This is a genomic window from Metapseudomonas phytobenefica (assembly GCF_043392685.1).
Taxonomy (GTDB): domain Bacteria; phylum Pseudomonadota; class Gammaproteobacteria; order Pseudomonadales; family Pseudomonadaceae; genus Metapseudomonas.
This window is the reverse complement of the sequence record NZ_JBHZGM010000014.1, coordinates 24,212-44,833: the sequence shown is the minus strand read 5'-3', so window position 1 is coordinate 44,833 and position 20,622 is coordinate 24,212. Positions and strand designations below refer to the sequence as shown.

At 64.0% G+C, this 20,622-nt stretch carries 21 protein-coding genes; 13 read left to right on the top strand and 8 right to left on the bottom strand.

What is annotated here, in order from left to right; translation table 11 throughout:
* Positions 1 to 27 precede the first annotated feature (27 nt).
* Positions 28 to 969: a CAF17-like 4Fe-4S cluster assembly/insertion protein YgfZ gene (ygfZ, locus tag ACFW0B_RS13230; RefSeq protein ID WP_449148812.1), complete on the bottom strand. Its 942-nt coding sequence runs from the start codon at positions 967 to 969 to the stop codon at positions 28 to 30.
* 119 nt (positions 970 to 1,088) lie between these two features.
* On the opposite strand from ygfZ, the gene ACFW0B_RS13225 reads away from it, so the two are divergent.
* Both ACFW0B_RS13225 and ACFW0B_RS13220 read left to right on the top strand, forming a co-directional pair.
* The gene (locus ACFW0B_RS13225) at positions 1,089 to 1,343 is read left to right on the top strand and encodes an FAD assembly factor SdhE (protein ID WP_151132420.1); all 255 of its coding nucleotides are present in this window, start codon (positions 1,089 to 1,091) and stop codon (positions 1,341 to 1,343) included.
* Positions 1,327 to 1,779 carry a protein YgfX gene (locus ACFW0B_RS13220; protein ID WP_449148810.1) on the top strand — a complete coding sequence of 151 codons (453 nt, stop codon included), beginning with the start codon at positions 1,327 to 1,329 and terminating at the stop codon, positions 1,777 to 1,779. Before ACFW0B_RS13225 ends, ACFW0B_RS13220 begins: the two co-directional genes overlap by 17 nt.
* Here the strand turns inward: ACFW0B_RS13220 and nadB are convergent.
* Positions 1,748 to 3,364 carry an L-aspartate oxidase gene (nadB, locus tag ACFW0B_RS13215; protein WP_449148808.1) on the bottom strand — a complete coding sequence of 539 codons (1,617 nt, stop codon included), beginning with the start codon at positions 3,362 to 3,364 and terminating at the stop codon, positions 1,748 to 1,750. The two genes, ACFW0B_RS13220 and nadB, sit on opposite strands and share 32 nt — an antisense overlap.
* Positions 3,365 to 3,745: 381 nt before the next feature.
* Between nadB and rpoE the strand changes: the two genes are divergently transcribed.
* The 11 genes from rpoE (at position 3,746) to pdxJ (ending at position 13,888) form a co-directional block, all read left to right on the top strand.
* Positions 3,746 to 4,327 (top strand): RNA polymerase sigma factor RpoE, encoded by a 582-nt coding sequence (rpoE, locus tag ACFW0B_RS13210; protein WP_449148806.1) that lies wholly within the window; start codon positions 3,746 to 3,748, stop codon positions 4,325 to 4,327.
* A 31-nt stretch (positions 4,328 to 4,358) separates the two neighbouring features.
* Positions 4,359 to 4,952, top strand: coding sequence for a sigma-E factor negative regulatory protein (locus tag ACFW0B_RS13205; RefSeq protein WP_449148804.1), 594 nt, complete (start codon positions 4,359 to 4,361; stop codon positions 4,950 to 4,952).
* Positions 4,953 to 4,960: 8 nt separating this feature from the next.
* Positions 4,961 to 5,917, top strand: a complete 957-nt coding sequence (locus tag ACFW0B_RS13200; protein WP_449148802.1) for a MucB/RseB C-terminal domain-containing protein — start codon at positions 4,961 to 4,963, stop codon at positions 5,915 to 5,917.
* A gap of 146 nt (positions 5,918 to 6,063) precedes the next feature.
* On the top strand, positions 6,064 to 7,488 hold the full coding sequence (locus tag ACFW0B_RS13195) for a DegQ family serine endoprotease (protein WP_459251711.1): 1,425 nt from the start codon (positions 6,064 to 6,066) through the stop codon (positions 7,486 to 7,488).
* A 223-nt stretch (positions 7,489 to 7,711) separates the two neighbouring features.
* Entirely contained in the window at positions 7,712 to 9,511 is a 1,800-nt protein-coding gene (gene lepA, locus ACFW0B_RS13190) for a translation elongation factor 4 (RefSeq protein WP_449148800.1), read from the top strand.
* Between the two features lie 5 nt (positions 9,512 to 9,516).
* Positions 9,517 to 10,371 carry a signal peptidase I gene (gene lepB, locus ACFW0B_RS13185; RefSeq protein WP_449148798.1) on the top strand — a complete coding sequence of 285 codons (855 nt, stop codon included), beginning with the start codon at positions 9,517 to 9,519 and terminating at the stop codon, positions 10,369 to 10,371.
* Positions 10,372 to 10,486: 115 nt separating this feature from the next.
* Positions 10,487 to 10,864 carry a DUF4845 domain-containing protein gene (locus ACFW0B_RS13180; protein ID WP_449148796.1) on the top strand — a complete coding sequence of 126 codons (378 nt, stop codon included), beginning with the start codon at positions 10,487 to 10,489 and terminating at the stop codon, positions 10,862 to 10,864.
* Positions 10,861 to 11,550 (top strand): ribonuclease III, encoded by a 690-nt coding sequence (gene rnc, locus ACFW0B_RS13175; RefSeq protein WP_449148794.1) that lies wholly within the window; start codon positions 10,861 to 10,863, stop codon positions 11,548 to 11,550. Before ACFW0B_RS13180 ends, rnc begins: the two co-directional genes overlap by 4 nt.
* Positions 11,543 to 12,445, top strand: a complete 903-nt coding sequence (gene era / locus ACFW0B_RS13170; RefSeq protein ID WP_449148792.1) for a GTPase Era — start codon at positions 11,543 to 11,545, stop codon at positions 12,443 to 12,445. The genes rnc and era overlap by 8 nt, the downstream gene beginning before the upstream one ends.
* Positions 12,446 to 12,453: 8 nt before the next feature.
* Positions 12,454 to 13,149 (top strand): DNA repair protein RecO, encoded by a 696-nt coding sequence (recO, locus tag ACFW0B_RS13165; protein WP_449148790.1) that lies wholly within the window; start codon positions 12,454 to 12,456, stop codon positions 13,147 to 13,149.
* Complete coding sequence (gene pdxJ, locus ACFW0B_RS13160; protein WP_449148788.1) at positions 13,142 to 13,888, top strand: pyridoxine 5'-phosphate synthase; 747 nt, start codon at positions 13,142 to 13,144, stop codon at positions 13,886 to 13,888. Before recO ends, pdxJ begins: the two co-directional genes overlap by 8 nt.
* A 254-nt stretch (positions 13,889 to 14,142) precedes the next feature.
* Here pdxJ and cmoB read toward each other — a convergent pair whose 3' ends face one another.
* From cmoB to lon, 6 genes are all read right to left on the bottom strand, one after another.
* Positions 14,143 to 15,111: a tRNA 5-methoxyuridine(34)/uridine 5-oxyacetic acid(34) synthase CmoB gene (gene cmoB / locus ACFW0B_RS13155; protein ID WP_449148786.1), complete on the bottom strand. Its 969-nt coding sequence runs from the start codon at positions 15,109 to 15,111 to the stop codon at positions 14,143 to 14,145.
* Positions 15,108 to 15,851: a carboxy-S-adenosyl-L-methionine synthase CmoA gene (gene cmoA / locus ACFW0B_RS13150; RefSeq protein WP_449148784.1), complete on the bottom strand. Its 744-nt coding sequence runs from the start codon at positions 15,849 to 15,851 to the stop codon at positions 15,108 to 15,110. Before cmoA ends, cmoB begins: the two co-directional genes overlap by 4 nt.
* Positions 15,852 to 15,916: 65 nt before the next feature.
* A complete protein-coding gene (locus tag ACFW0B_RS13145) occupies positions 15,917 to 16,489 on the bottom strand; it encodes a hypothetical protein (protein ID WP_449148782.1) in 573 nt (190 codons plus the stop codon).
* Positions 16,490 to 16,499: 10 nt separating this feature from the next.
* Complete coding sequence (locus ACFW0B_RS13140; protein WP_449148780.1) at positions 16,500 to 17,204, bottom strand: lysoplasmalogenase; 705 nt, start codon at positions 17,202 to 17,204, stop codon at positions 16,500 to 16,502.
* 81 nt (positions 17,205 to 17,285) lie between these two features.
* Positions 17,286 to 17,690, bottom strand: coding sequence for a protease inhibitor I42 family protein (locus ACFW0B_RS13135; protein WP_449148778.1), 405 nt, complete (start codon positions 17,688 to 17,690; stop codon positions 17,286 to 17,288).
* A gap of 393 nt (positions 17,691 to 18,083) precedes the next feature.
* Entirely contained in the window at positions 18,084 to 20,483 is a 2,400-nt protein-coding gene (lon, locus tag ACFW0B_RS13130; RefSeq protein ID WP_449148776.1) for an endopeptidase La, read from the bottom strand.
* Positions 20,484 to 20,622 lie beyond the last annotated feature (139 nt).

The following is a 20,622-nucleotide window of genomic DNA, read 5'->3' as shown; positions in this document are numbered from 1 at the left end:
TCTCGTCAGTGGCCGGCTGGGGGCGGGCTAGCGTTGGATGTCGCGGTCGGCGTCCAGGGTGTAGGGCAGGCTCAGCAGGCTCAGCGTGGGGCCGTCGGCGGCGCCCAGGTGGATGCGGCCATCGTTCACGGCATCTTCCTGAAGCACGGCAAGCAGTTCGCTGCCGCTCGCGGCCGGGGCCGCCAGCACCACTTCACCGACCGAACTCTGGTGAACCGGGGAGAACAGCTCGGCGCCGGGCTGCGGCAGCTCGCCTTCGGCCTGCGCCAGGCGGTAGAGGCGGCGCTTGAGTTTGCCCAGGTACTGCATGCGGGCGACAATTTCCTGGCCGGTGTAGCAGCCTTTCTTGAAGCTGACGCCGCCAAGGGCCTGGAGGTTGATCATCTGCGGAATGAACAGCTCGCGGGTGCTGCCGAAGACCTGGCCGATGCCGGCGCGCACCTGGGCCAGCAGCCAGGCATCCAGCGGCGCCTGCGGCAGCTGGGCGGCCAGGCGGCTTTCCAGGGCGGCGGCTTCTGCGCGCGGCGCCCAGAGTTCCACGCGGCCATCGGCAAGGCGAATGGCGATCAGGTTGCCTTCACGGGCGACGCTGTCGGCGGTCTGCGGCAGGTCCAGGCCGAGGGCGAGCAGCGCGCCGTCGCCCTGGCTGAGGCCGAAGCGCACCCAGTCGGCGCTTTCGTCGCCCAGGGTGGATTTGGAGAAGACGGCATATTTCTTCAGGTCGGCCAGTTGCGCTTCGAGCAGGTCGCTGGCCATGGCCAGGAGGAAACCATCGCCTTCCTGGATGATGCGGAAGCTGGAGATCATCCGGCCCTTGGGGGTGCAGCGGGCACCCAGGCTGCTGGTGGCCTGGTCCAGGTAATTGAGGTTGCAGGTGACCTGGCCCTGGAGGAATTTTGCGGCGTCCACGCCGCGGACGGCGAGCAGGCCTTCATGGGGGAGCGGACAGAAGAATGCTGAGTCGGCCATTGCGGATCGCAGGAAAAAAGTCTGGGGCGCCATCATAGAGTTCCGCCGGGGGCTTGTCAGCGGGTTCCCGGGGCGGCGGCTGAGGTTATAATGCGCGCCTCATTCCCGGAGGCGCTGTGATGGCCGACTCAATTGAACTGAACCGACTCTTCTGGCACAGCCGTCGCGGCATGCTGGAGCTGGACGTGCTGCTGGTCCCCTTCGTGCAGGAGGTCTATCCGAGTCTCGACGCCGAAGACCAGGCCCGCTACCGCAAGCTGCTGGAGTGCGAGGACCAGGACATGTTCGGCTGGTTCATGCAGCGTGGCGAGCCGGAAGACGCGGACCTGCGCCGCATGGTTCGCATGATCCTGGACCGTGTCCAGCCCAAGTGACGTCTTCGAATGCCACTGGCGCCCGTCGCGGCGCCTGCTGGCCTTCTACCTGATCCTGTCGTTCCTGGCTGTCCTGGCCCTGTCGGTCGCCGACATTCCTTCATGGGCGCGGCTCTCCGGCTATCTCGCCTGCGTGGCCCATGCCGCGTGCTGCCTGCCCAGGCAGATTCTCCTGACTTCCCCCAAGGCCTTCACCGGTTTGCGCCTGGATGGTGACGGCTGGCAGCTCAGGTGCGCGGCCGACGGCTGGCGCCCGGTGCAGTTGCGCCCGGACAGCATGGCGCTGCCGCTGGCGGTGATCCTGCGTTTCCGCCTGTCGGGAAGCTGGTGGGGGAGGGGAGTGTGCATTCCGGCGGATGCCCTCGATGAGGAGCAGCACCGCCGGTTGCGCGTGAGGCTGGGGTTCAGTCGCCGAAGATGGACGGAACCAGGATAGTGTCCCGGGCTTCCGGGAGCAGGTCCGGATAGTCCAGGGTGTAATGCAGGCCGCGGCTCTCGTGGCGCTGCATGGCCGACCGGATAATCAGCTCCGCCACCAGTGCCAGGTTGCGCAGTTCGATCAGGTCGCGGCTGACCTTGTAGTTGCTGTAGAACTCGTCGATCTCGCTGAGCAGCAGGCGTACGCGGTGCTGGGCGCGCTGCAGGCGCTTGTTGGTGCGCACGATGCCGACGTAGTCCCACATGAAGCGGCGCAGCTCGTCCCAGTTGTGGGCGATGATCACGTCCTCGTCCGAGTCGGTCACCTGGCTGGCGTCCCAGGTCGGCAGGTTGGTGGGCATCGGCACCTTGTCCAGTTGCCCGACCATGTCTTCCGCCGCCGAGCGGCCATAGACGAAACATTCGAGCAGGGAGTTGCTGGCCATGCGGTTGGCGCCGTGCAGGCCGGTGAAGCTGGTCTCGCCGATGGCGTAGAGGCCGGGAATGTCGGTGCGCCCGTGCTGGTCCACCACCACGCCGCCGCAGGTGTAATGCGCCGCCGGCACAACCGGGATGGGCTGGCGGGTGATGTCGATACCGAAATCCAGGCAGCGCTCGTAGACGGTGGGGAAATGGCTCTTCACGAACTCGGCGGGCTTGTGGCTGATGTCCAGGTAGACGCAGTCCACGCCCAGGCGCTTCATCTCATGGTCGATGGCGCGGGCCACCACATCCCGCGGGGCCAGTTCGGCGCGCGGGTGGAAGCGCTGCATGAAGCGCTCGCCGTTCGGCAGCCTGAGCAGGCCGCCTTCTCCACGCACGGCTTCGGTAATCAGGAAGCTCTTCGCCTGCGGGTGATAGAGGCAGGTGGGGTGGAACTGGTTGAACTCGAGGTTGCCCACCCGGCAACCGGCGCGCCAGGCCATGGCGATACCGTCGCCACAGGCGCCGTCGGGGTTGCTGGTATAGAGGTAGACCTTGGCCGCGCCACCGGAGGCGAGCACGGTGAAGCGGGCGTGGAAGGTGTCCACTTCGCCATTGGTGCGATTCAGAACGTAGGCGCCCAGGCAACGCTGGCCCTTGCGGCCAAGCTTGCGCTCGGTGATCAGGTCGACGGCGACACGCTGCTCCAGCAACTGGATGTTCGGGCGCTTCTTGGCCTGTTCCAGCAGGGTGTTGAAGATGGCGGCGCCGGTGGCGTCGGCGGCATGGATGATGCGCCGGTGGCTATGGCCGCCTTCACGGGTCAGGTGGAATTCGAAGCCGCCGTCCTCGCGAGCGCTTTCATCGTCGCGGGTGAAGGGCACGCCCTGGTCGATCAGCCATTGGATGGCTGCGCGGCTGTGTTCTACCGTGAAGCGCACGGCGTCTTCGCGGCACAGGCCGGCGCCCGCGACCAGGGTGTCTTCGACGTGGGAGTCGACCGTGTCGGTATCGTCCAGCACTGCAGCGACACCGCCCTGGGCCCAGTAGGTCGAGCCATTGCTGAGGTCGGCCTTGCTCAGTACGACGATGTTCAGGTGCGAGGGCAGGGTGAGGGCCAGGGTCAGGCCAGCGGCGCCGCTGCCGATGACCAGTACGTCATGCTGGAAATGTTGGCTCATGTCGGTTCCCGCGAAAAAAGCGGCAGCTAGTATATAGCCGGGTGGGGCGGCACAATAGCGCGCTTATGACCATGCCTGGTGCCAGGGAACTTTTTTAGTCGTTCAGGTTCCATTCAGGGTCACCATTTTGAAGAGACGGTGCTTGCTTACATTTACGCAACGAATGCACATGAAATGTGCAGCCCGGATGCCTGTAGATCAAGCGACTTATATTCGGCGCAGCATGGCCGCGAGCCCTGCTGCGTCACTCCGTGCAGGCGAAAAAACAATCTGCAGGAAGCTTGCTTGGAGGGGAGAACTTTTGCGCAACGCCCGAGTCTATTTTGGCAAGCCGATCCACTGGCTGGCGCAACACCCCTTCGCGATCGACGAGGAGTGTTCATGCTAACCCAGGAACAGGATCAGCAACTGGTCGAACGGGTGCAGCGAGGCGACAAGCGGGCTTTCGATCTGTTGGTGCTGAAGTACCAGCACAAGATTCTCGGGTTGATCGTGCGATTCGTGCACGACGCCCAGGAAGCCCAGGACGTAGCTCAGGAAGCCTTCATCAAGGCTTACCGCGCGCTCGGAAATTTTCGCGGCGACAGTGCGTTTTATACGTGGCTGTACCGTATCGCCATCAATACGGCGAAGAACCACCTGGTGGCACGTGGCAGACGTCCGCCAGATAGCGATGTAAGTGCAGAGGACGCCGAGTTTTATGACGGTGACCACGCCCTCAAGGATATCGAGTCGCCGGAGCGAGCCCTGCTTCGGGATGAGATCGAGGCCACAGTGCACCGGAGCATCCAGCAGTTGCCGGAAGATCTGCGCACGGCGTTGACCCTGCGCGAGTTCGACGGCCTTAGTTACGAAGACATTGCCAGCGTCATGCAGTGTCCGGTCGGTACTGTGCGATCCCGCATCTTCAGGGCGCGGGAAGCCATCGATAAAGCCCTGCAACCTTTGTTGCACGGGTCCTGAGACAGCGGCGACAGCCAAGAGGGGAACCGCCATGAGTCGTGAAGCTTTGCAGGAATCGCTGTCCGCGGTAATGGATAACGAGGCGGATGAACTGGAGCTGCGTCGAGTTCTCGCCGCCAGCGAAGATCAAGAACTACGGGCTACCTGGTCGCGTTACCAGATCGCCCGGGCCGTGATGCACAAGGAGCTGCTGGAGCCGCGCCTGGACATCGCCGCCGCGGTCTCGGCCGCGTTGGCCGAGGAGGCCGCACCGCCTGCCAAGGTGGTTCGTGCCCCGTGGCGCAGCCTGGGGCGTCTGGCCGTGGCCGCTTCGGTGACCCTCGCGGTACTGGCCGGTGTGCGCCTGTACAACCAGGACGAGGTCGTGGGTACCCAGCAGCTTGCCCAGCAGCAGGCCGGCCAGCCCGCCATGGCCATGCCGCAGGCCCAGCAAGGTGCCGTGCTGGCTGGCTATAGTGAGGATGGCCAACAGGCGCAACAGCCCATCGGGGCGACCCAGCCGTCTTCCGGCTGGCACGAGAAGCGTCTGCCGGCGTACCTGCGGCAACATGCGCAGCAGGCCGCGATGAGCGGTAGCGACAGTGCTCTGCCATATGCCCGCGCAGCCAGTCTGGAGAGCCGCTGAGGAGGAACATGCGCGCACTTCCGGTTTTCATCTTGCTTGGCGGTTGGCTGACCCATACAGCCCATGCCGCCGACGCTCAGGACTGGCTGCAGCGGCTCGCTGATGCGGAGCAGCGCCAGAGTTTCCAGGGAACCTTCGTCTACGAGCGAAATGGGAGTTTCTCCACTCACGAAGTCTGGCATCAGGTCCAGCAGGGTGGGGAGGTGCGCGAGCGTCTGTTGCAGCTCGATGGGCCGGCTCAGGAAGTGGTGCGCGTCAACGGGCGCACCCAGTGCATGAGTGGCTCCCTTTCCGATCAGATGGCCGATGGCCAGGTCTGGCCTGCCCGGGCGCTCGACGCCAAGCAGCTGTCCGAATGGTATGACCTGCGCCTTGCCGGCGAATCCCGGGTCGCCGGGCACGCTGCAGTGGTCCTGACCCTGACCCCGCGTGACCAGCACCGTTATGGCTTCGAGCTGCATCTGGACCGGGACACCGGCCTGCCGCTCAAGTCCCTGTTGCTGAGCGACAAGGGGCAACTGCTGGAGCGCTTCCAGTTCACCCGTATCGATACGGCAACCGTTCCGGCGGATGCCGACCTTCAGCCTGGTTCGGCGTGCAAGGCGGTGCGTACCGCCGAGGCGCAGTCCGAGAAAGCCTCCCAATGGCGCTCCGACTGGCTGCCGCCGGGCTTCAGCCTGACCAGCGCCCAGGAACGCCGCAGCCCGGTATCGTCCGACCCGGTATCCAGCCTGCTTTATAGCGACGGACTGGCGCGCTTTTCTGTATTCCTCGAGCCACTGCATGGCGCCGTAGTCGAAGACGCGCGCAGCCAGCTGGGGCCGACGGTGATGGTGTCCAAGCGAGTCAGCACGGCGGATGGCGACGTGATGGTGACCGTGGTCGGCGAGATCCCGCTGGGGACCGCCGAGAGGGTCGCACTGTCCATGCGGGCAGCGGCAGCGGAGGCCACCGCGACACAATGATCCTTGCGACAGGGCATGTCTTTTTCACGATGTTCCACCGAGCCTTGGGTTGATACCCCGGGCTCTTTTTGCTTTTGTGTTGTGTTTTGCTCGCAGGGCCGGGCGGTCCGGCGAGTTCATACCACTCGTTATGCGACGGGAGCTGTATGTCGATGCTTAACCTCAAATCCTGCATGACCGCCGTGGCAGCCCTGCTGCTGCTCGGTCAAACCCTTGTGGCTCGTGCCGAGCTGCCGGACTTCACGCCTCTGGTCGAAGAGGCGTCCCCGGCGGTGGTGAACATCAGTACCCGGCAGAAGCTGCCCCAGCGCAGCGCTGCCCAGGTAATGCCCGACCTCGAAGGCCTGCCACCCATGCTGCGTGAGTTCTTCGAACGCAACATGCCGCCGGTACCGCGCAATCCGCAGGGCGGTCGCCAGCGCGAAGCGCAGTCCCTTGGTTCCGGCTTCATCATTTCCCGGGACGGTTACGTCCTGACCAACAACCATGTGGTGGCCGACGCCGACGAGATCATCGTGCGCCTGTCCGACCGTAGCGAACTGGAAGCCAAGCTCATCGGCGCCGATCCGCGTACCGACGTGGCGTTGCTGAAGGTCCAGGGCAAGGACCTGCCGATCGTGAAGATCGGCAAGTCCGACGAACTCAAGGTGGGCAGCTGGGTGCTGGCCATCGGTTCGCCTTTCGGTTTCGACCATTCGGTGACCGCCGGTATCGTCAGCGCCAAGGGGCGCAGCCTGCCCAACGAAAACTACGTACCGTTCATCCAGACCGACGTGGCCATCAACCCGGGTAACTCCGGCGGTCCGTTGTTCAACCTGGACGGCGAAGTAGTGGGTATCAACTCGCAGATATTCACCCGCTCCGGCGGCTTCATGGGCCTTTCCTTCGCCATCCCGATCGACGTCGCCATGAGCGTGGCCGACCAGCTCAAGTCCGAAGGCAAGGTCAGCCGCGGCTGGCTGGGCGTGGTCATCCAGGAAGTGAACAAGGACCTCGCTGAATCCTTCGGTCTGGACAAGCCGGCCGGTGCGCTGGTGGCCCAGGTCCAGGAAGGTGGTCCCGCTGCCAAGGGCGGTCTGCAGGTGGGCGACGTCATCCTCAGCATGAACGGCCAGCCGATCGTGGTGTCCGCCGACCTGCCGCACCTGGTGGGCAATCTCAAGCCGGGTAGCAAGATCAAGCTGGAAGTCGTGCGTGGCGGCAGCCGCAAGACCCTCGACATGGCTATCGGTGCATTGCCGGAAGACGGCGACGAAATGGCCGCAGCGGCCGGCGATGGCGTCGAGCGCAGCAGCAATCGCCTGGGCGTGAGCGTGGTCGAGCTGACCGACGAGCAGAAAAAGGCCCTGGACATCCAGGGTGGCGTAGTGATCAAGGACGTCCAGGACGGTCCGGCTGCCATGATGGGGTTGCGTCCGGGCGACGTGATCACCCACCTGAACAACCAGCCCATTTCGTCTGCCAAGGCCTTCACGCAGATTGCCAAGGAATTGCCGAAGAATCGTTCGGTATCCATGCGCGTGCTGCGTCAGGGTCGCGCCAGCTTCATTACCTTCAAGTTGTCCGAGTAAGGCGCTTGCGGTGCGAAAGGGCGGCCAATGGCCGCCCTTTTTCGTTTCTGTGGAGCGAATTCATTCGCGATTGAAATCGCTTGTATGGCCTGGGGGGAAACCTGTTTCAGGACCAGGCATTGCCTTCCGCCGCATGGGCGTGACGGGCTGGCAGCCGATCAGGTAAACTCCCCCGCTATTTTTCGGCGAGCAGCCTGCTCGCGGCTTTTTCGAGTGTTCATCCGTGAGTGACCTGAGTCATATCCGCAATTTCTCCATCATCGCCCACATCGACCATGGCAAGTCGACCCTGGCAGACCGCTTCATCCAGATGTGCGGCGGCCTGTCCGACCGCGAGATGGAGGCCCAGGTGCTGGACTCCATGGATCTGGAACGCGAGCGCGGCATCACCATCAAGGCCCACAGCGTTACCCTGCACTACAAGGCGCAGAACGGTAAGACCTACCAGCTGAACTTCATCGATACCCCCGGCCACGTGGACTTCACCTACGAGGTCAGCCGTTCCCTGGCGGCCTGTGAAGGCGCACTGCTGGTGGTGGACGCCGGCCAGGGCGTGGAAGCCCAGTCCGTGGCCAACTGCTACACCGCCATCGAGCAGGGCCTCGAGGTCATGCCGGTGCTGAACAAGATGGACCTGCCCCAGGCCGAACCGGAGCGGGTGAAGGAAGAGATCGAACACATCATCGGCATCGACGCCACCGACGCTGTTCCCTGCAGTGCCAAGAGCGGCATGGGCGTGATCGACGTGCTGGAGCGCCTGGTGGAAGTCATCCCGGCTCCGGAAGGCGAGATCGACGCACCGCTGCAGGCCCTGATCATCGACTCCTGGTTCGACAACTACCTGGGCGTGGTCTCGCTGGTGCGGGTCAAGCACGGCCGGGTGAAGAAGGGCGACAAGATCCTGGTGAAATCCACCGGCAAGGTCCACCAGGTGGACAGCGTCGGTGTATTCACCCCGAAACACACCGAAATGCCCGACCTCAAGGCTGGCGAGGTGGGTTTCATCATCGCCGGCATCAAGGACATTCACGGCGCTCCGGTGGGCGATACCCTGACCCTGTCCAGCACCCCCGACGTGGACGTGCTGCCGGGCTTCCAGCGCATCAAGCCGCAGGTCTACGCCGGCCTGTTCCCGGTCAGCTCCGATGACTTCGAGGATTTCCGCGAAGCCCTGCAGAAACTGACCCTGAACGACGCGGCACTGCAATACGAGCCGGAAAGCTCCGAGGCCCTGGGCTTCGGTTTCCGTATCGGCTTCCTCGGCATGCTGCACATGGAGATCATCCAGGAGCGCCTGGAGCGCGAATACGACCTGGACCTGATCACCACCGCACCGACCGTAGTCTTCGAAATCGTGCTGAAGAACGGCGATATCATCTACGTCGACAACCCGTCCAAGCTGCCCGACCTCTCGTCCATCGACGAAATGCGCGAACCCATCGTGCGCGCCAACATCCTGGTTCCCCAGGAGCACCTGGGCAACGTCATTACCCTGTGCATCGAGAAGCGTGGCGTCCAGCGCGACATGCAATTCCTCAGCTCCCAGGTTCAGGTTTGCTACGACCTGCCGATGAACGAGGTGGTGCTGGACTTCTTCGACCGCCTGAAGTCGGTAAGCCGCGGCTATGCGTCGCTGGACTACAGCTTCGATCGCTTCGAACCGGCTAATCTGGTGAAGCTGGACGTACTGATCAACGGTGAGAAGGTCGATGCCCTGGCACTCATCGTGCACCGCGACCAGGCCCACTACAAAGGCCGCGCGTTGACCGAGAAGATGAAGGAACTGATCCCGCGGCAGATGTTCGACGTGGCGATCCAGGCGGCGATCGGTGGGCAGATCGTTGCACGTACTACTGTAAAGGCGCTCAGGAAGAACGTTCTGGCCAAGTGTTACGGCGGCGACGTCAGCCGTAAGAAGAAGCTGCTGGAGAAGCAGAAGGCCGGTAAGAAACGGATGAAGCAGGTCGGCAGCGTGGAAATCCCGCAGGAAGCCTTCCTCGCTGTGCTCAAAGTGGATAGCTAGGGTCTATGTCGATCAATTTCCCGCTGTTGTTGGTTATTGCCGTGGCAGTCTGCGGCGTACTCGCGCTTATCGACCTGGTGCTGCTGGCGCCGCGCCGGCGCTCCGCGATCGCCGCCTACGAGGGGCAAGTCAGCGAGCCCGACCCGGAGGTGCTCGACCGGCTGAACAAGGAACCGCTGCTGGTCGAGTACGGGAAGTCCTTCTTCCCCGTGCTGGCCATCGTGCTGGTGCTGCGTTCGTTCCTGGTCGAGCCCTTCCAGATTCCGTCCGGCTCCATGAAGCCGACCCTGGAAGTGGGCGATTTCATCCTGGTCAACAAGTTCGCCTATGGCATCCGCCTGCCGGTGCTGGACAACAAGGTGATCGAAGTAGGTGACCCGCAGCGTGGTGATGTCATGGTGTTCCGCTACCCCAGCGACCCGAACATCAACTACATCAAGCGCGTGATCGGCGTGCCGGGCGATCGCATCGCCTACAGCAGCGACAAGCACCTGACGATCAATGGCCAGCCGGTGGCCGAAAAGCTGCTGGGCGAGGAGCCGGGCACCCTGGGCAGCGCCATGCTGTACAAGGAAAAGCTGGGCGAAGCCGAGCACCTGATCCGCAAGGAAATGAAGCGTTACCGCATGGAGCCGGGCCGCGAGTGGGTGGTGCCCCAGGGGCACTACTTCATGATGGGCGACAACCGCGACAACTCCAACGACAGCCGCTACTGGAACGATCCCCGTATCCCGAAGGATCTGCTCGGCATGGTTCCGGACCGCAACATCGTCGGCAAGGCGTTCGCCGTGTGGATGAGCTGGCCCGATCCGAAGTTGCGCAACATGCCGAACTTCTCCCGAGTGGGCCTGATTCACTGACCGCCCCCTCGCCATCGCGGTTTTGCGGCGTTGTTCATGACAGCGCCGCAGTCGCTATATAGTCTTGCTTGCGGGCCAACCGGCCTCCATAAAAACACAGACATTGAGGTCGATCATGACGTTCGCGCGTAAGCAGAAGGGTATGTCGGTTCTGGGCTGGCTTTTGATCCTGGCCGTAGTGGCTTTCCTGGCCAGCACCGCTTTCAAGATCATTCCGCATTACCTCGATTTCTTCTCCCTGGAGAAAATCATCAGTTCGGTGGAAACCGAAAAGGCCCTGGAAATCAGGACCATTCCCGACTTCTACAGCCATGTATCCAAGGGCATGCAGGTCAACGGCATCCGTGGCCTTGACCTGGACAAGGCGCTGAAGGTGACCCTGGAAAACAACGAGTTCCAGGCCCACCTCAAGTATGAAAAACGCGAGCCGCTGGTCGAAAACCTCGATCTGGTGGTGCGCTTCGACAAAGAATTCCGTGTGCGAGTCCAGTGAGCGTATCTCTCAGCCGTCTCGAGCGTAAGCTCGGCTATACCTTCAAGGACCAGAGTCTGATGACTCTGGCCCTGACCCACCGCAGCTATGCGGGGCGCAACAACGAGCGCCTCGAATTTCTCGGCGATGCCATCCTGAACTTCGTCGCCGGCGAAGCCCTGTTCGCACGCTTCCCGCAGGCGCGCGAGGGGCAGTTGTCGCGGCTGCGTGCGCGGCTGGTGAAGGGCGAGACCCTGGCCTTGCTGGCCCGTGGCTTCGAACTGGGCGAATACCTGCGCCTGGGATCGGGCGAGCTGAAGAGTGGCGGTTTCCGCCGCGAGTCGATCCTCGCCGACGCACTGGAAGCGCTGATCGGCGCGATCTACCTGGATTCCGGCATGGAGTCCGCGCGCGAGCGCGTTCTTGCCTGGCTGGCCAACGAGCTCGAAGGCCTGACCCTGGTGGATACCAACAAGGATCCCAAGACCCGCCTGCAGGAATTCCTGCAATCCCGGGCCTGTGAATTGCCACGCTATGAAGTGGTGGATATCCAGGGTGAACCGCACTGCCGGACGTTCTTCGTCGAGTGCCAGGTCAACCTGCTGAATGACAAGACCCAGGGCCAGGGCGCCAGCCGCCGGATCGCCGAACAGGTGGCCGCCGCCGCCGCCCTGGTCGCCCTGGGCGTGGAGAATGGCAATGACTGATATCGATACCCCCCGCTGCGGCTACGTTGCCATCGTCGGACGCCCCAACGTGGGCAAGTCCACGCTGCTCAACCACATCCTCGGGCAAAAGCTGGCGATCACCTCGCGCAAGCCGCAGACCACTCGCCACAACATGCTCGGCATCAAGACCGAGGGCAATGTCCAGGCGATCTACGTGGATACCCCCGGCCTGCACAAGAAGAGCGACAAGGCACTCAACCGCTACATGAACCGTAGCGCCTCGGCGGCGCTTAAGGACGTCGACGTCGTCGTCTTCGTGGTCGACCGTGACCGCTGGACCGAGGAAGACCAGCTGGTTCTGGAGCGCGTGCAGTACGTGCAGGGGCCGGTGCTGCTCGCGGTGAACAAGACCGATCGCATGGACGAGAAGGGCGACCTGATCCCGCACCTGTCCTGGCTTCAGGAGCAGCTGCCGAACGCCGAGCTGGTGCCGATTTCCGCCCTCCAGGGGCACAATCTCGAGACCCTGGAGCGCCTGGTGGCCGAACGCCTGCCCGAAGGCGATCACTTCTTCCCGGAAGACCAGATCACCGACCGCAGCAGCCGCTTCCTCGCCGCCGAACTGGTGCGCGAGAAGATCATGCGTCAGCTCGGCGCCGAGCTGCCCTACCAGATCACCGTGGAGATCGAAGAGTTCAAGCAGGAAGGCCATGTCCTGCACATCCACGCCCTGATCCTGGTGGAGCGCGACGGCCAGAAGAAAATCATCATCGGTGACGGTGGTGAGCGCATCAAACGCATCGGCCAGGACGCCCGCAAGGACATGGAAACCATGTTCGACTCCAAGGTCATGCTCAACCTCTGGGTGAAAGTGAAGGGCGGCTGGTCCGACGACGAGCGTGCCCTGCGTTCCCTGGGCTACAACGACCTCTGAGCCTCCCCATGACCGGCGCGCTACCGGCGTTCGTCCTGCACAGCAGGGCCTATCGGGAAAGCAGCGCGCTGGTCGACTTCTTCACCCCCGAAGGGCGCCTGCGTGCGGTGCTGCGTGGTGCCCGTGGCAAGGCCGGGACCCTGGCGCGGCCGTTCCTGCCGCTGGAAGCGGAATTTCGCGGCCGTGGCGAGCTGAAGAACGTCAGTCGCCTGGACAGTGCCGGCATCCCCAATCTGCTTGCCGGCGAGGCGCTGTTCAGCGGCCTCTATCTCAATGAACTGCTGATTCGCCTGCTCCCGGCCGAAGACCCGCAGCCCGCGCTTTTCGAGCATTACGCCGCAACCCTCCAGGCGCTTGCCGCCAATCGTCCGCTGGAGCCGCTGCTGCGCGCGTTCGAATGGCGCCTGCTGGACGAGCTGGGCTATGGTTTCGCCCTGGATACGGACCTGGCCGGGCAACCCATCGCCCCTGACGGCATCTACCGCCTGCAGCCCGATGCCGGGCTGGAGCCGGTGGCGCAGCTGCAACCCGGCCTGTTCCAGGGCCGCGAACTTCTCGCCCTGGCCGAAGCCGACTGGAGCGCCCCGGGCGCACTCGGCGCGGCCAAGCGCCTGATGCGCCAGGCTCTGGCACCTCACCTGGGCGGCCGGCCACTGGTCAGCCGCGAGCTATTCATGACGATCAAGGAACCTACCCGTGACTGAAGCCAACCGCGTACTTCTCGGCGTCAACATCGACCACGTCGCCACCCTCCGTCAGGCCCGTGGCACCCGCTACCCGGACCCGGTCAAGGCGGCCCTGGACGCCGAGGAAGCCGGCGCCGACGGCATCACCGTGCATCTGCGCGAAGACCGCCGGCACATCCAGGAGCGTGACGTGCGCGTGCTCAAGGAAGTGCTGCAGACCCGCATGAACTTCGAGATGGGCGTGACCGAGGAAATGATGGCCTTCGCCGAGGAAATCCGCCCCGAGCATGTCTGCCTGGTACCCGAGACCCGTCAGGAACTGACCACCGAAGGCGGCCTCGACGTTGCCGGCCAGGAAGCGCGCATCAAGGCCGCGGTGGAGCGCCTGGCGAAGGTGGGCAGCGAGGTTTCCCTGTTCATCGACGCCGATCCGCAACAGATTGAGGCCGCGCATCGTGTCGGGGCTCCGGCTATCGAGCTGCATACCGGCCGCTATGCCGACGCCCACACCCCGGAAGAAGCCGCCCGCGAACTGCAGCGCATCCAGGAAGGCGTCGCCCTGGGCCTCAAGCTCGGCCTGATCGTCAACGCCGGCCATGGCCTGCATTACCACAACGTCGAGCCGGTGGCGGCGATCGCCGGCATCAACGAACTGAACATCGGCCACGCCCTGGTGGCCCACGCGCTGTTCGTTGGCTTCAAGCAGGCGGTAGTGGAGATGAAGCAGCTGATCGTCTCGGCCGCCGCCAAGGGCTGATCAGCGCAGGCCTCTGGCCTGGCCTCGCGAATGAATTCGCCCCCACAGGATTCGGTTCCTGTGGGGGCGATTTGTTTCAGGCGGAGACCCGCGTGTGAGCGATTTCAATCGCGAAGGGCTGCACAGTGGCCCCGTAGGTGGGGGGGGCGAGGAGATGCGTGGGTTGAGTCCGCTGCGTTGGGTTTCGCTTCGCTCGCGGAGGCCGCCCGACCCAACCTGCGGAAAGCGGTGCATGCCCCCACAAGCAGTGATTGTCAGGGCTTGCGCGCGATCAGCACGGCGCGGGCAGGCGCCGGCAGGCCTTCGATGGTGCGGCTGTGGTCGGCGGGGTCGAGGAATTCAGGCAGGGACTGGAAGCGCATCCAGTCGGTGCTGCGTTGTTCTTCCACGCTGGTGTAGCTGACATCCACGCAACGGACATCCACGTAGCCTGCACGGCGCAGCCAGAGCTCCAGCGCCGGCACCGAAGGCAGGAACCAGACGTTGCGCATCTGCGCGTAGCGGTCCTCGGGGACCAGCACCTGCTGGGCGTCGCCTTCCACCACCAGGGTTTCCAGCACCAGCTCGCCACCACGACGCAGGCAGTCCTTGAGGTCGAACAGATGGTCGATGGGCGACCGGCGATGGTAGAGCACGCCCATGGAGAACACCGTGTCGAAGCCTTCCAGCTTCGGCGGCAGTTCTTCCAGCGCCAGTGGCAGGTGCCAGGCGGGGAGGTCGGGCAGGAAGCGCTTCATGGCCAGGAACTGGCAGAAGAACAGCCAGTTGGGATCGACGCCCACCACGCAGTCGGCGCCTGCACCCAGCATGCGCCACTGGTAGTAGCCATTGCCGCAGCCGACATCCAGTACGCGGCGTCCGCGCAGGTCCAGATGCGGGGCGACTCGCGACCACTTCCAGTCCGAACGCCATTCGGTATCGATGTGCACACCGAATACTTCGAAGGGACCTTTGCGCCAGGGAATCAGTCCCTGCAGTGCGGTTTTCAGTGCGGCCCGCGTGGCTTCGTCGCAGGGGCCGTCGAGCAGGAAGCGCTGCGTCAGTTCCACCTGCTGCGGTTGCAGGGGCGGCAGGGCATCGAGCGCCGCGCCCCAGCGTTCGAGGTCGCCGTGGCCGACCGCCAACTTGGCGTCGAGTTGCGCGGGCAGGTCGGCTGCCCAGTCCTGCAGCTTGGTGCCCGCCAGTCGTTGTTGCAGGGCGTCGAGGTCCAGCGTGCGAATCATGGCAGGGCGATCAGCGAAGCGAAGTTGAGGCACTGGAACCAGGGCACGACCTTGGAGAATCCCGCCGCCAGCAGGCGTTCGCGGTGTTCTTCCAGGCTGTCCGGGTGCATGACGTTTTCCAGCGCGCTGCGTTTCTGGGCGATTTCCAGCTCGCTGTAGCCGTTGGCGCGTTTGAAGGCGATATGCAGGTCGGTGAGCAGCTGGTGCTCGTCGGCATCTTCGAAGCGCAGCTTCTCCGAGAGGATCAGTGCGCCGCCTGGCAGCAGCGCCTGGCGGATGCGCTCAAGGAGCTGGGCGCGGTGCTCGCGGGGGACGAACTGCAGGGTGAAGTTCATCGCCACCAGGGAACAGGCCTGGAACTCGAGGGCGAGGATGTCGGCCTCGACCACTTCCACCGGCAGCAACTCCTGGAACATGGCGTCCTGGGCATGCAGGTACTCGCGGCAGCGTTCCACCATGGCGCTGGAGTTATCCACAGCGATGACCTTGCAGCCATCGGTCTTCACATGGCGGCGCAAGGCCTGGGTCACGGCGCCGAGGGAACTGCCCAGGTCATACAGCGGGGTGTTGGGCTGGGCGAACTGCGCGGCCAGCACGCCGATGTTCTCGACGATGGTGGGATATCCCGGAACCGAGCGCTTGATCATGTCCGGAAAGACCCGGACCACGTCTTCATTGAAGGCGAAATCGGCGACTTGGGCCTGGGGATTGGCGTAGATGCGATCGGGACTTTCGGTCACGGGCCGGTACCAGCAAGGGAAAAGGCCGGCATTCTAACGGACTGCGCGACGCGGCCAAACCTCCCTCACTTCAGCTGATCGGAAAAGAACTCTCCCGCGCCCTGCAACGGCCCTAGCGGGTTGCGCTTGACCTCCTGGCGACGGATGTTCGGCTCGCCATTGCTCACCTTGTGCACCAGTACGTCATCCACCAGCACGAAGACGGCGCGGAACGTCCAGCCATGCAGCTCGCGGTTCTTGCGGAAGTTGAAGACGTCCGCCCAGAAGCTGCCCACCCGTTGGGTGTCGGTCTTGGTGAACTCGAAGGCGTAGCCGATGCAGCGATCCTTGGCTTCCAGGCACTTAATCAGGCCTTCGGGCAGGTAGTCGATAGGCACGTTGGGCTGGACGAACATCAGGCGCACGTCGATGAACGAGAGCATCTTGCCATTCCCCTCGATCAGCGGATCGAAGCCCAGGGAGAACAGCTCGGGACGCGATGTGCGCCCCGGAACCGCCTGTGAATAACGGGCCTCCGCATCGGAGTAACTGCGAAAGGGCGACAGGACTTCGGCTCGTTCGCTGGGCAGAAGACTACCGCAACCGGCGATTGCAACTGCACAGCACAGCAAGCTCCACAGTCGAACCAGGCTACCCATCACACCCTCCCTATTCGAGTACCCGCCTATTTGCTATAGCCGATTTCCCGGGATGGCGCTGATGGTTTTCCGCGGCGGGGAAGGGGGGGCGGATGGCCGCTACGGAGGCGGCGATTGCCCATTGACCCAGCCAGTAACTGAGGATGATCAGGTAGCTCGCGGCGTTGAAGGGAGAGACGAAACGGTTGATGCCGATCAGGCTGTCCGACAGTACGAACAGAGCCGCGCCACCCGCTGCCAGCAGTGCCGATTGGCGGTCGAGATCATGGCTCAGGCGGGCCAGGGCGCGCCAGAGCATGGCGCTGATGGCCAGGGCGTAGCAGGCGACCGGCACCAGCAGGGCGCCAAGTCCGCCCGAGGCGAGCAGAGTGAAGATGGCCGCGCCGCAGCCGGCAGCCATCAGCAATGCGAGCGGGGCCAGCCGGCGGGTGCCCAACAGATAGGCGCGCAGGTAGGCCAGGTGGGCGAGGAGGAAGGCGCCGAGACCGAACACGAACAGGTCGGCTGGCCATGCCAGCAGCATGTCGCCGAGCAGCGAGAGCGCAAGGCCGATGGCGATCCAGCGGCGATAGGCTCCGGCAGGCGCACGGCGCAACCAGATCAGCATTGCGATGACAGGGACGGGTTTGCTGATGAAGCACAACCAGTCGAGGTCCAGCGCGAGTCCGCCGAGAAAGGCCAGTGCGCCGGCAAGTCCGAAGATCAGGGTTCCCATGAATGCTCCTGCGAGTCCGTCAGGGCATCACTATGGAAAGGTGCCGCTGCGCCCGCCAGGCGGCGGACGCCAACGGCGCAGTCATCTGACGCTGATCTGGCAGTCGAAGCTTTCCGCTGGGGCCACGCCGGTCTCCCAGGGGCGCTGATATTCCAGGTGCAAGCGACCTTCGCCGGGCAGGCTGGCCTTGAAACGCCAGGTGGATTGCCCGGCGCTGCCTACCAGACCGGCGTCCTCCGGTGTCGAGTAGACCTCCGGACCGAGGCTTTGCAGCACATTGCTGGCGGCATCACGCATCACCCAGCGGAAGCCGGTGGTGGGGTTGCTCGGCAGGGTCAGCACCAGGGGTTGGCCCTGGCTGAGGGACAGCGGGCAATCATCCTGCTGGTCTTGGACCACCACCGGACCGGTCTTCTGCTGGGCGCAGGCGGCGAGCAGGGCGAGGCCCAGGGGCAACAGGAGGCGAGGGGAGGGAACGAGGGACATCGGAGGCTCCATCGGTCAAGGGCGGGCTCAGCATAACGGCTGACCCCGCCCTTGCGTAGGTTCCGAGGTGAAATCTCGGGGAGCGATTTCAATGGCTATGTCTGCGTTAGCTGTTGCAGTGTTGAAGGGTACGCTCTAGTCAGGGAGTTTCAGGTCTCCGCGTCCGCCTGACGCTTTCCTCTCCCCCGGCCCCTCTCCCTGAAGCGAGAGGGGCAAGTTTTTGGGTTCCTTTTTAATGGGCGGCATTCCGTCGATTGGAAAAGGGACTCGCCCGGGAGGGCGAAACCAGAAACCTCAGCAGAACTCGGTAATCAGCCGGGCTCAGCGGTTCCAGCAACACTTAACGCAGACATAGAGATTTCAATCGCCAATGAATTCCCCCACAGTGGAGCCTCAGTCGAACAGGACCTTTGCCACGTCGCTGAAGCGCCGCGCGAAGTGCACGGTCAGGCCTTCCTTGAGGTAGTCCGGCAGTTCCTCGAAGGCGCCACGGTTGGCTTCCGGCAGGATCAGCTCGTGGATCTTCTGCCGGCGCGCGGCGATGACCTTCTCGCGTACTCCCCCGATCGGCAGGACCTGGCCGGTCAGGGTCAGTTCGCCGGTCATGGCTACGCCCTTCTTCGGCGCCTGGTTGCGCGCCAGGGAGAGCAGCGCGCTGGCCATGGTGATGCCGGCGCTGGGGCCATCCTTGGGTGTCGCGCCTTCCGGTACGTGGAGGTGGACGAAGGCCTGGTCGAAGAAGCCCTCGTCGCCGCCGTATTGCTTGAGATGCGAGCTGATATAGCTATAGGCGATCTCGGCCGACTCCTTCATCACATCGCCCAGCTGGCCGGTGAGCTTGAAGCCGCGATTGAGCGTGTGGATGCGCGTCGCCTCGATGGGCAGGGTCGCTCCGCCGAGGCTGGTCCAGGCCAGCCCGGTGATCACGCCGACGCCTGACAACAGCTGTTCCTTGCGGAAAGGCGCCAGCCCCAGGTAGTGCTCCAGGTCCTTCTGGCCGACCTTGATCTTCGCCTCGGGATCTTCCAGAAGGCGCACGACGGACTTGCGGATGATCTTGCCCAGCTGCTTCTCGAGCTGGCGCACCCCGGCTTCGCGCGCGTAGCCCTCGATCACCGCGGTTATCGCGCCGTCGGTGATGGACAGGCGCTCCTTCGGCACCCCGGTACGCTCCAGCAGGCGCGGCCAGAGGTGGCGCTTGGCGATGGCGCGTTTCTCTTCGGTGATGTAGCCGGACAGGCGAATGGTTTCCATGCGGTCCAGCAGCGGGCCGGGAATGGAGTCCAGGGTGTTGGCGGTGCAGATGAACAGCACCTTGGACAGGTCCAGGCGCAGGTCCAGGTAGTGGTCGAGGAATTCGACGTTCTGCTCCGGGTCCAGGGTCTCCAGAAGCGCGGAGGCCGGGTCGCCCTGGTAGCTGGCGCCGAGTTTGTCGATCTCGTCGAGCATGATCACCGGGTTCATCACCTCCACTTCCTTCAGGGCCTGCACCAGCTTGCCGGGCAGGGCGCCGATGTAGGTGCGGCGGTGGCCTTTGATTTCGGCTTCGTCGCGCATGCCGCCGACGCTGAAGCGATAGAAGGGGCGCCCCAGGGATTCGGCGATGGATTTGCCGATACTGGTCTTGCCCACGCCGGGCGGGCCCACCAGCAGCACGATGGAACCGGTGATTTCACCCTTGAAGGCGCCGACCGCGAGGAACTCGAGAATGCGGTTCTTCACGTCGTCCAGTCCGGCGTGGTGCTTGTCCAGCACCTTGCGCGCGTGCCTGAGGTCGAGCTTGTCTGCGCCGTAGACGCCCCAGGGGACCGAGGTGGCCCAGTCCAGGTAATTGCGGGTGACCGCGTACTCCGGCGACCCGGTTTCGAGGATCGCCAGCTTGTTCATCTCTTCGTCGATGCGCTTCTTCGCCTGCTCGGGCAGCACCTTGCCTTCCAGGCGCTGGGCGAACTGTTCGCTGTCGGCGCTGCGGTCGTCCTTGGTGATGCCCAGTTCCTGCTGGATCACCTTGAGCTGTTCCTTGAGGAAGAACTCGCGCTGGTGCTGGCCGATCTTGCGGTTCACCTCGGCGGACAGCTCGCTCTGCAGTCGCGCCATTTCCACTTCCTTGCGCAGCAGCGGCAGTACCTTCTCCATGCGCTTGAGGACCGGCACCGTGTCCAGCACCTCCTGCAGCTCCCGGGCAGGCGCGGTGGTCAGGGCGGCGGCGAAGTCGGTCAGCGGCGACGGATCGTTGGGACTGAAGCGGTTGAGGTAGTTCTTCAGTTCCTCGCTGTACAACGGGTTGAGCGGCAGCAGTTCCTTGATCGCGTTGATCAGCGCCATGCCATAGGCCCTGACCTCGTCGCGCGGGTCGAGGGGGCTCTGTGGATAATCCACCTCCACCAGGTAGGGCGGGCGGTGGCGCTTGAGCCAGCCGCGGATGCGCACGCGCGACAGACCCTGGGCCACGAACTGCAACTTGCCGCCTTCGCGGCTGGCATGGTGTACCCGCACCAGCGTGCCGTGTTCGGGGAGGGCGTTGGGGTCGAAGTGGCGCGGGTCTTCCGGCGGCTGTTCCATGAAGAACAGCGCCAGGCAGTGATGCCCGGTCTTGGCCACCAGCTCCAGGGTCTCCGCCCAGGGTTCTTCGTTGACGATCACCGGCAGCACCTGGGCCGGGAAGAACGGACGGTTGTGGATGGGAATGATGTAGACCTTGTCCGGCAGGTTCTGGCCGGGCAATACCAGGCCTGTCCGCTGGCTGGAAGTGGCTTCTTCGACGATGTCGGCGTTGATGTCCTGATCGCTCATGGGGGCACCTGGCAGTTGGCTTACCCTGGCTAGATGGGGCGGGGCAGGGGGCTTTTCAACCGTGCACGGCGCTGCGTCTCTGCCCGATGGCGCTGTGCAACCCGGGTTGCGACGGCTAGAATGCGCAAATTTTGATCAG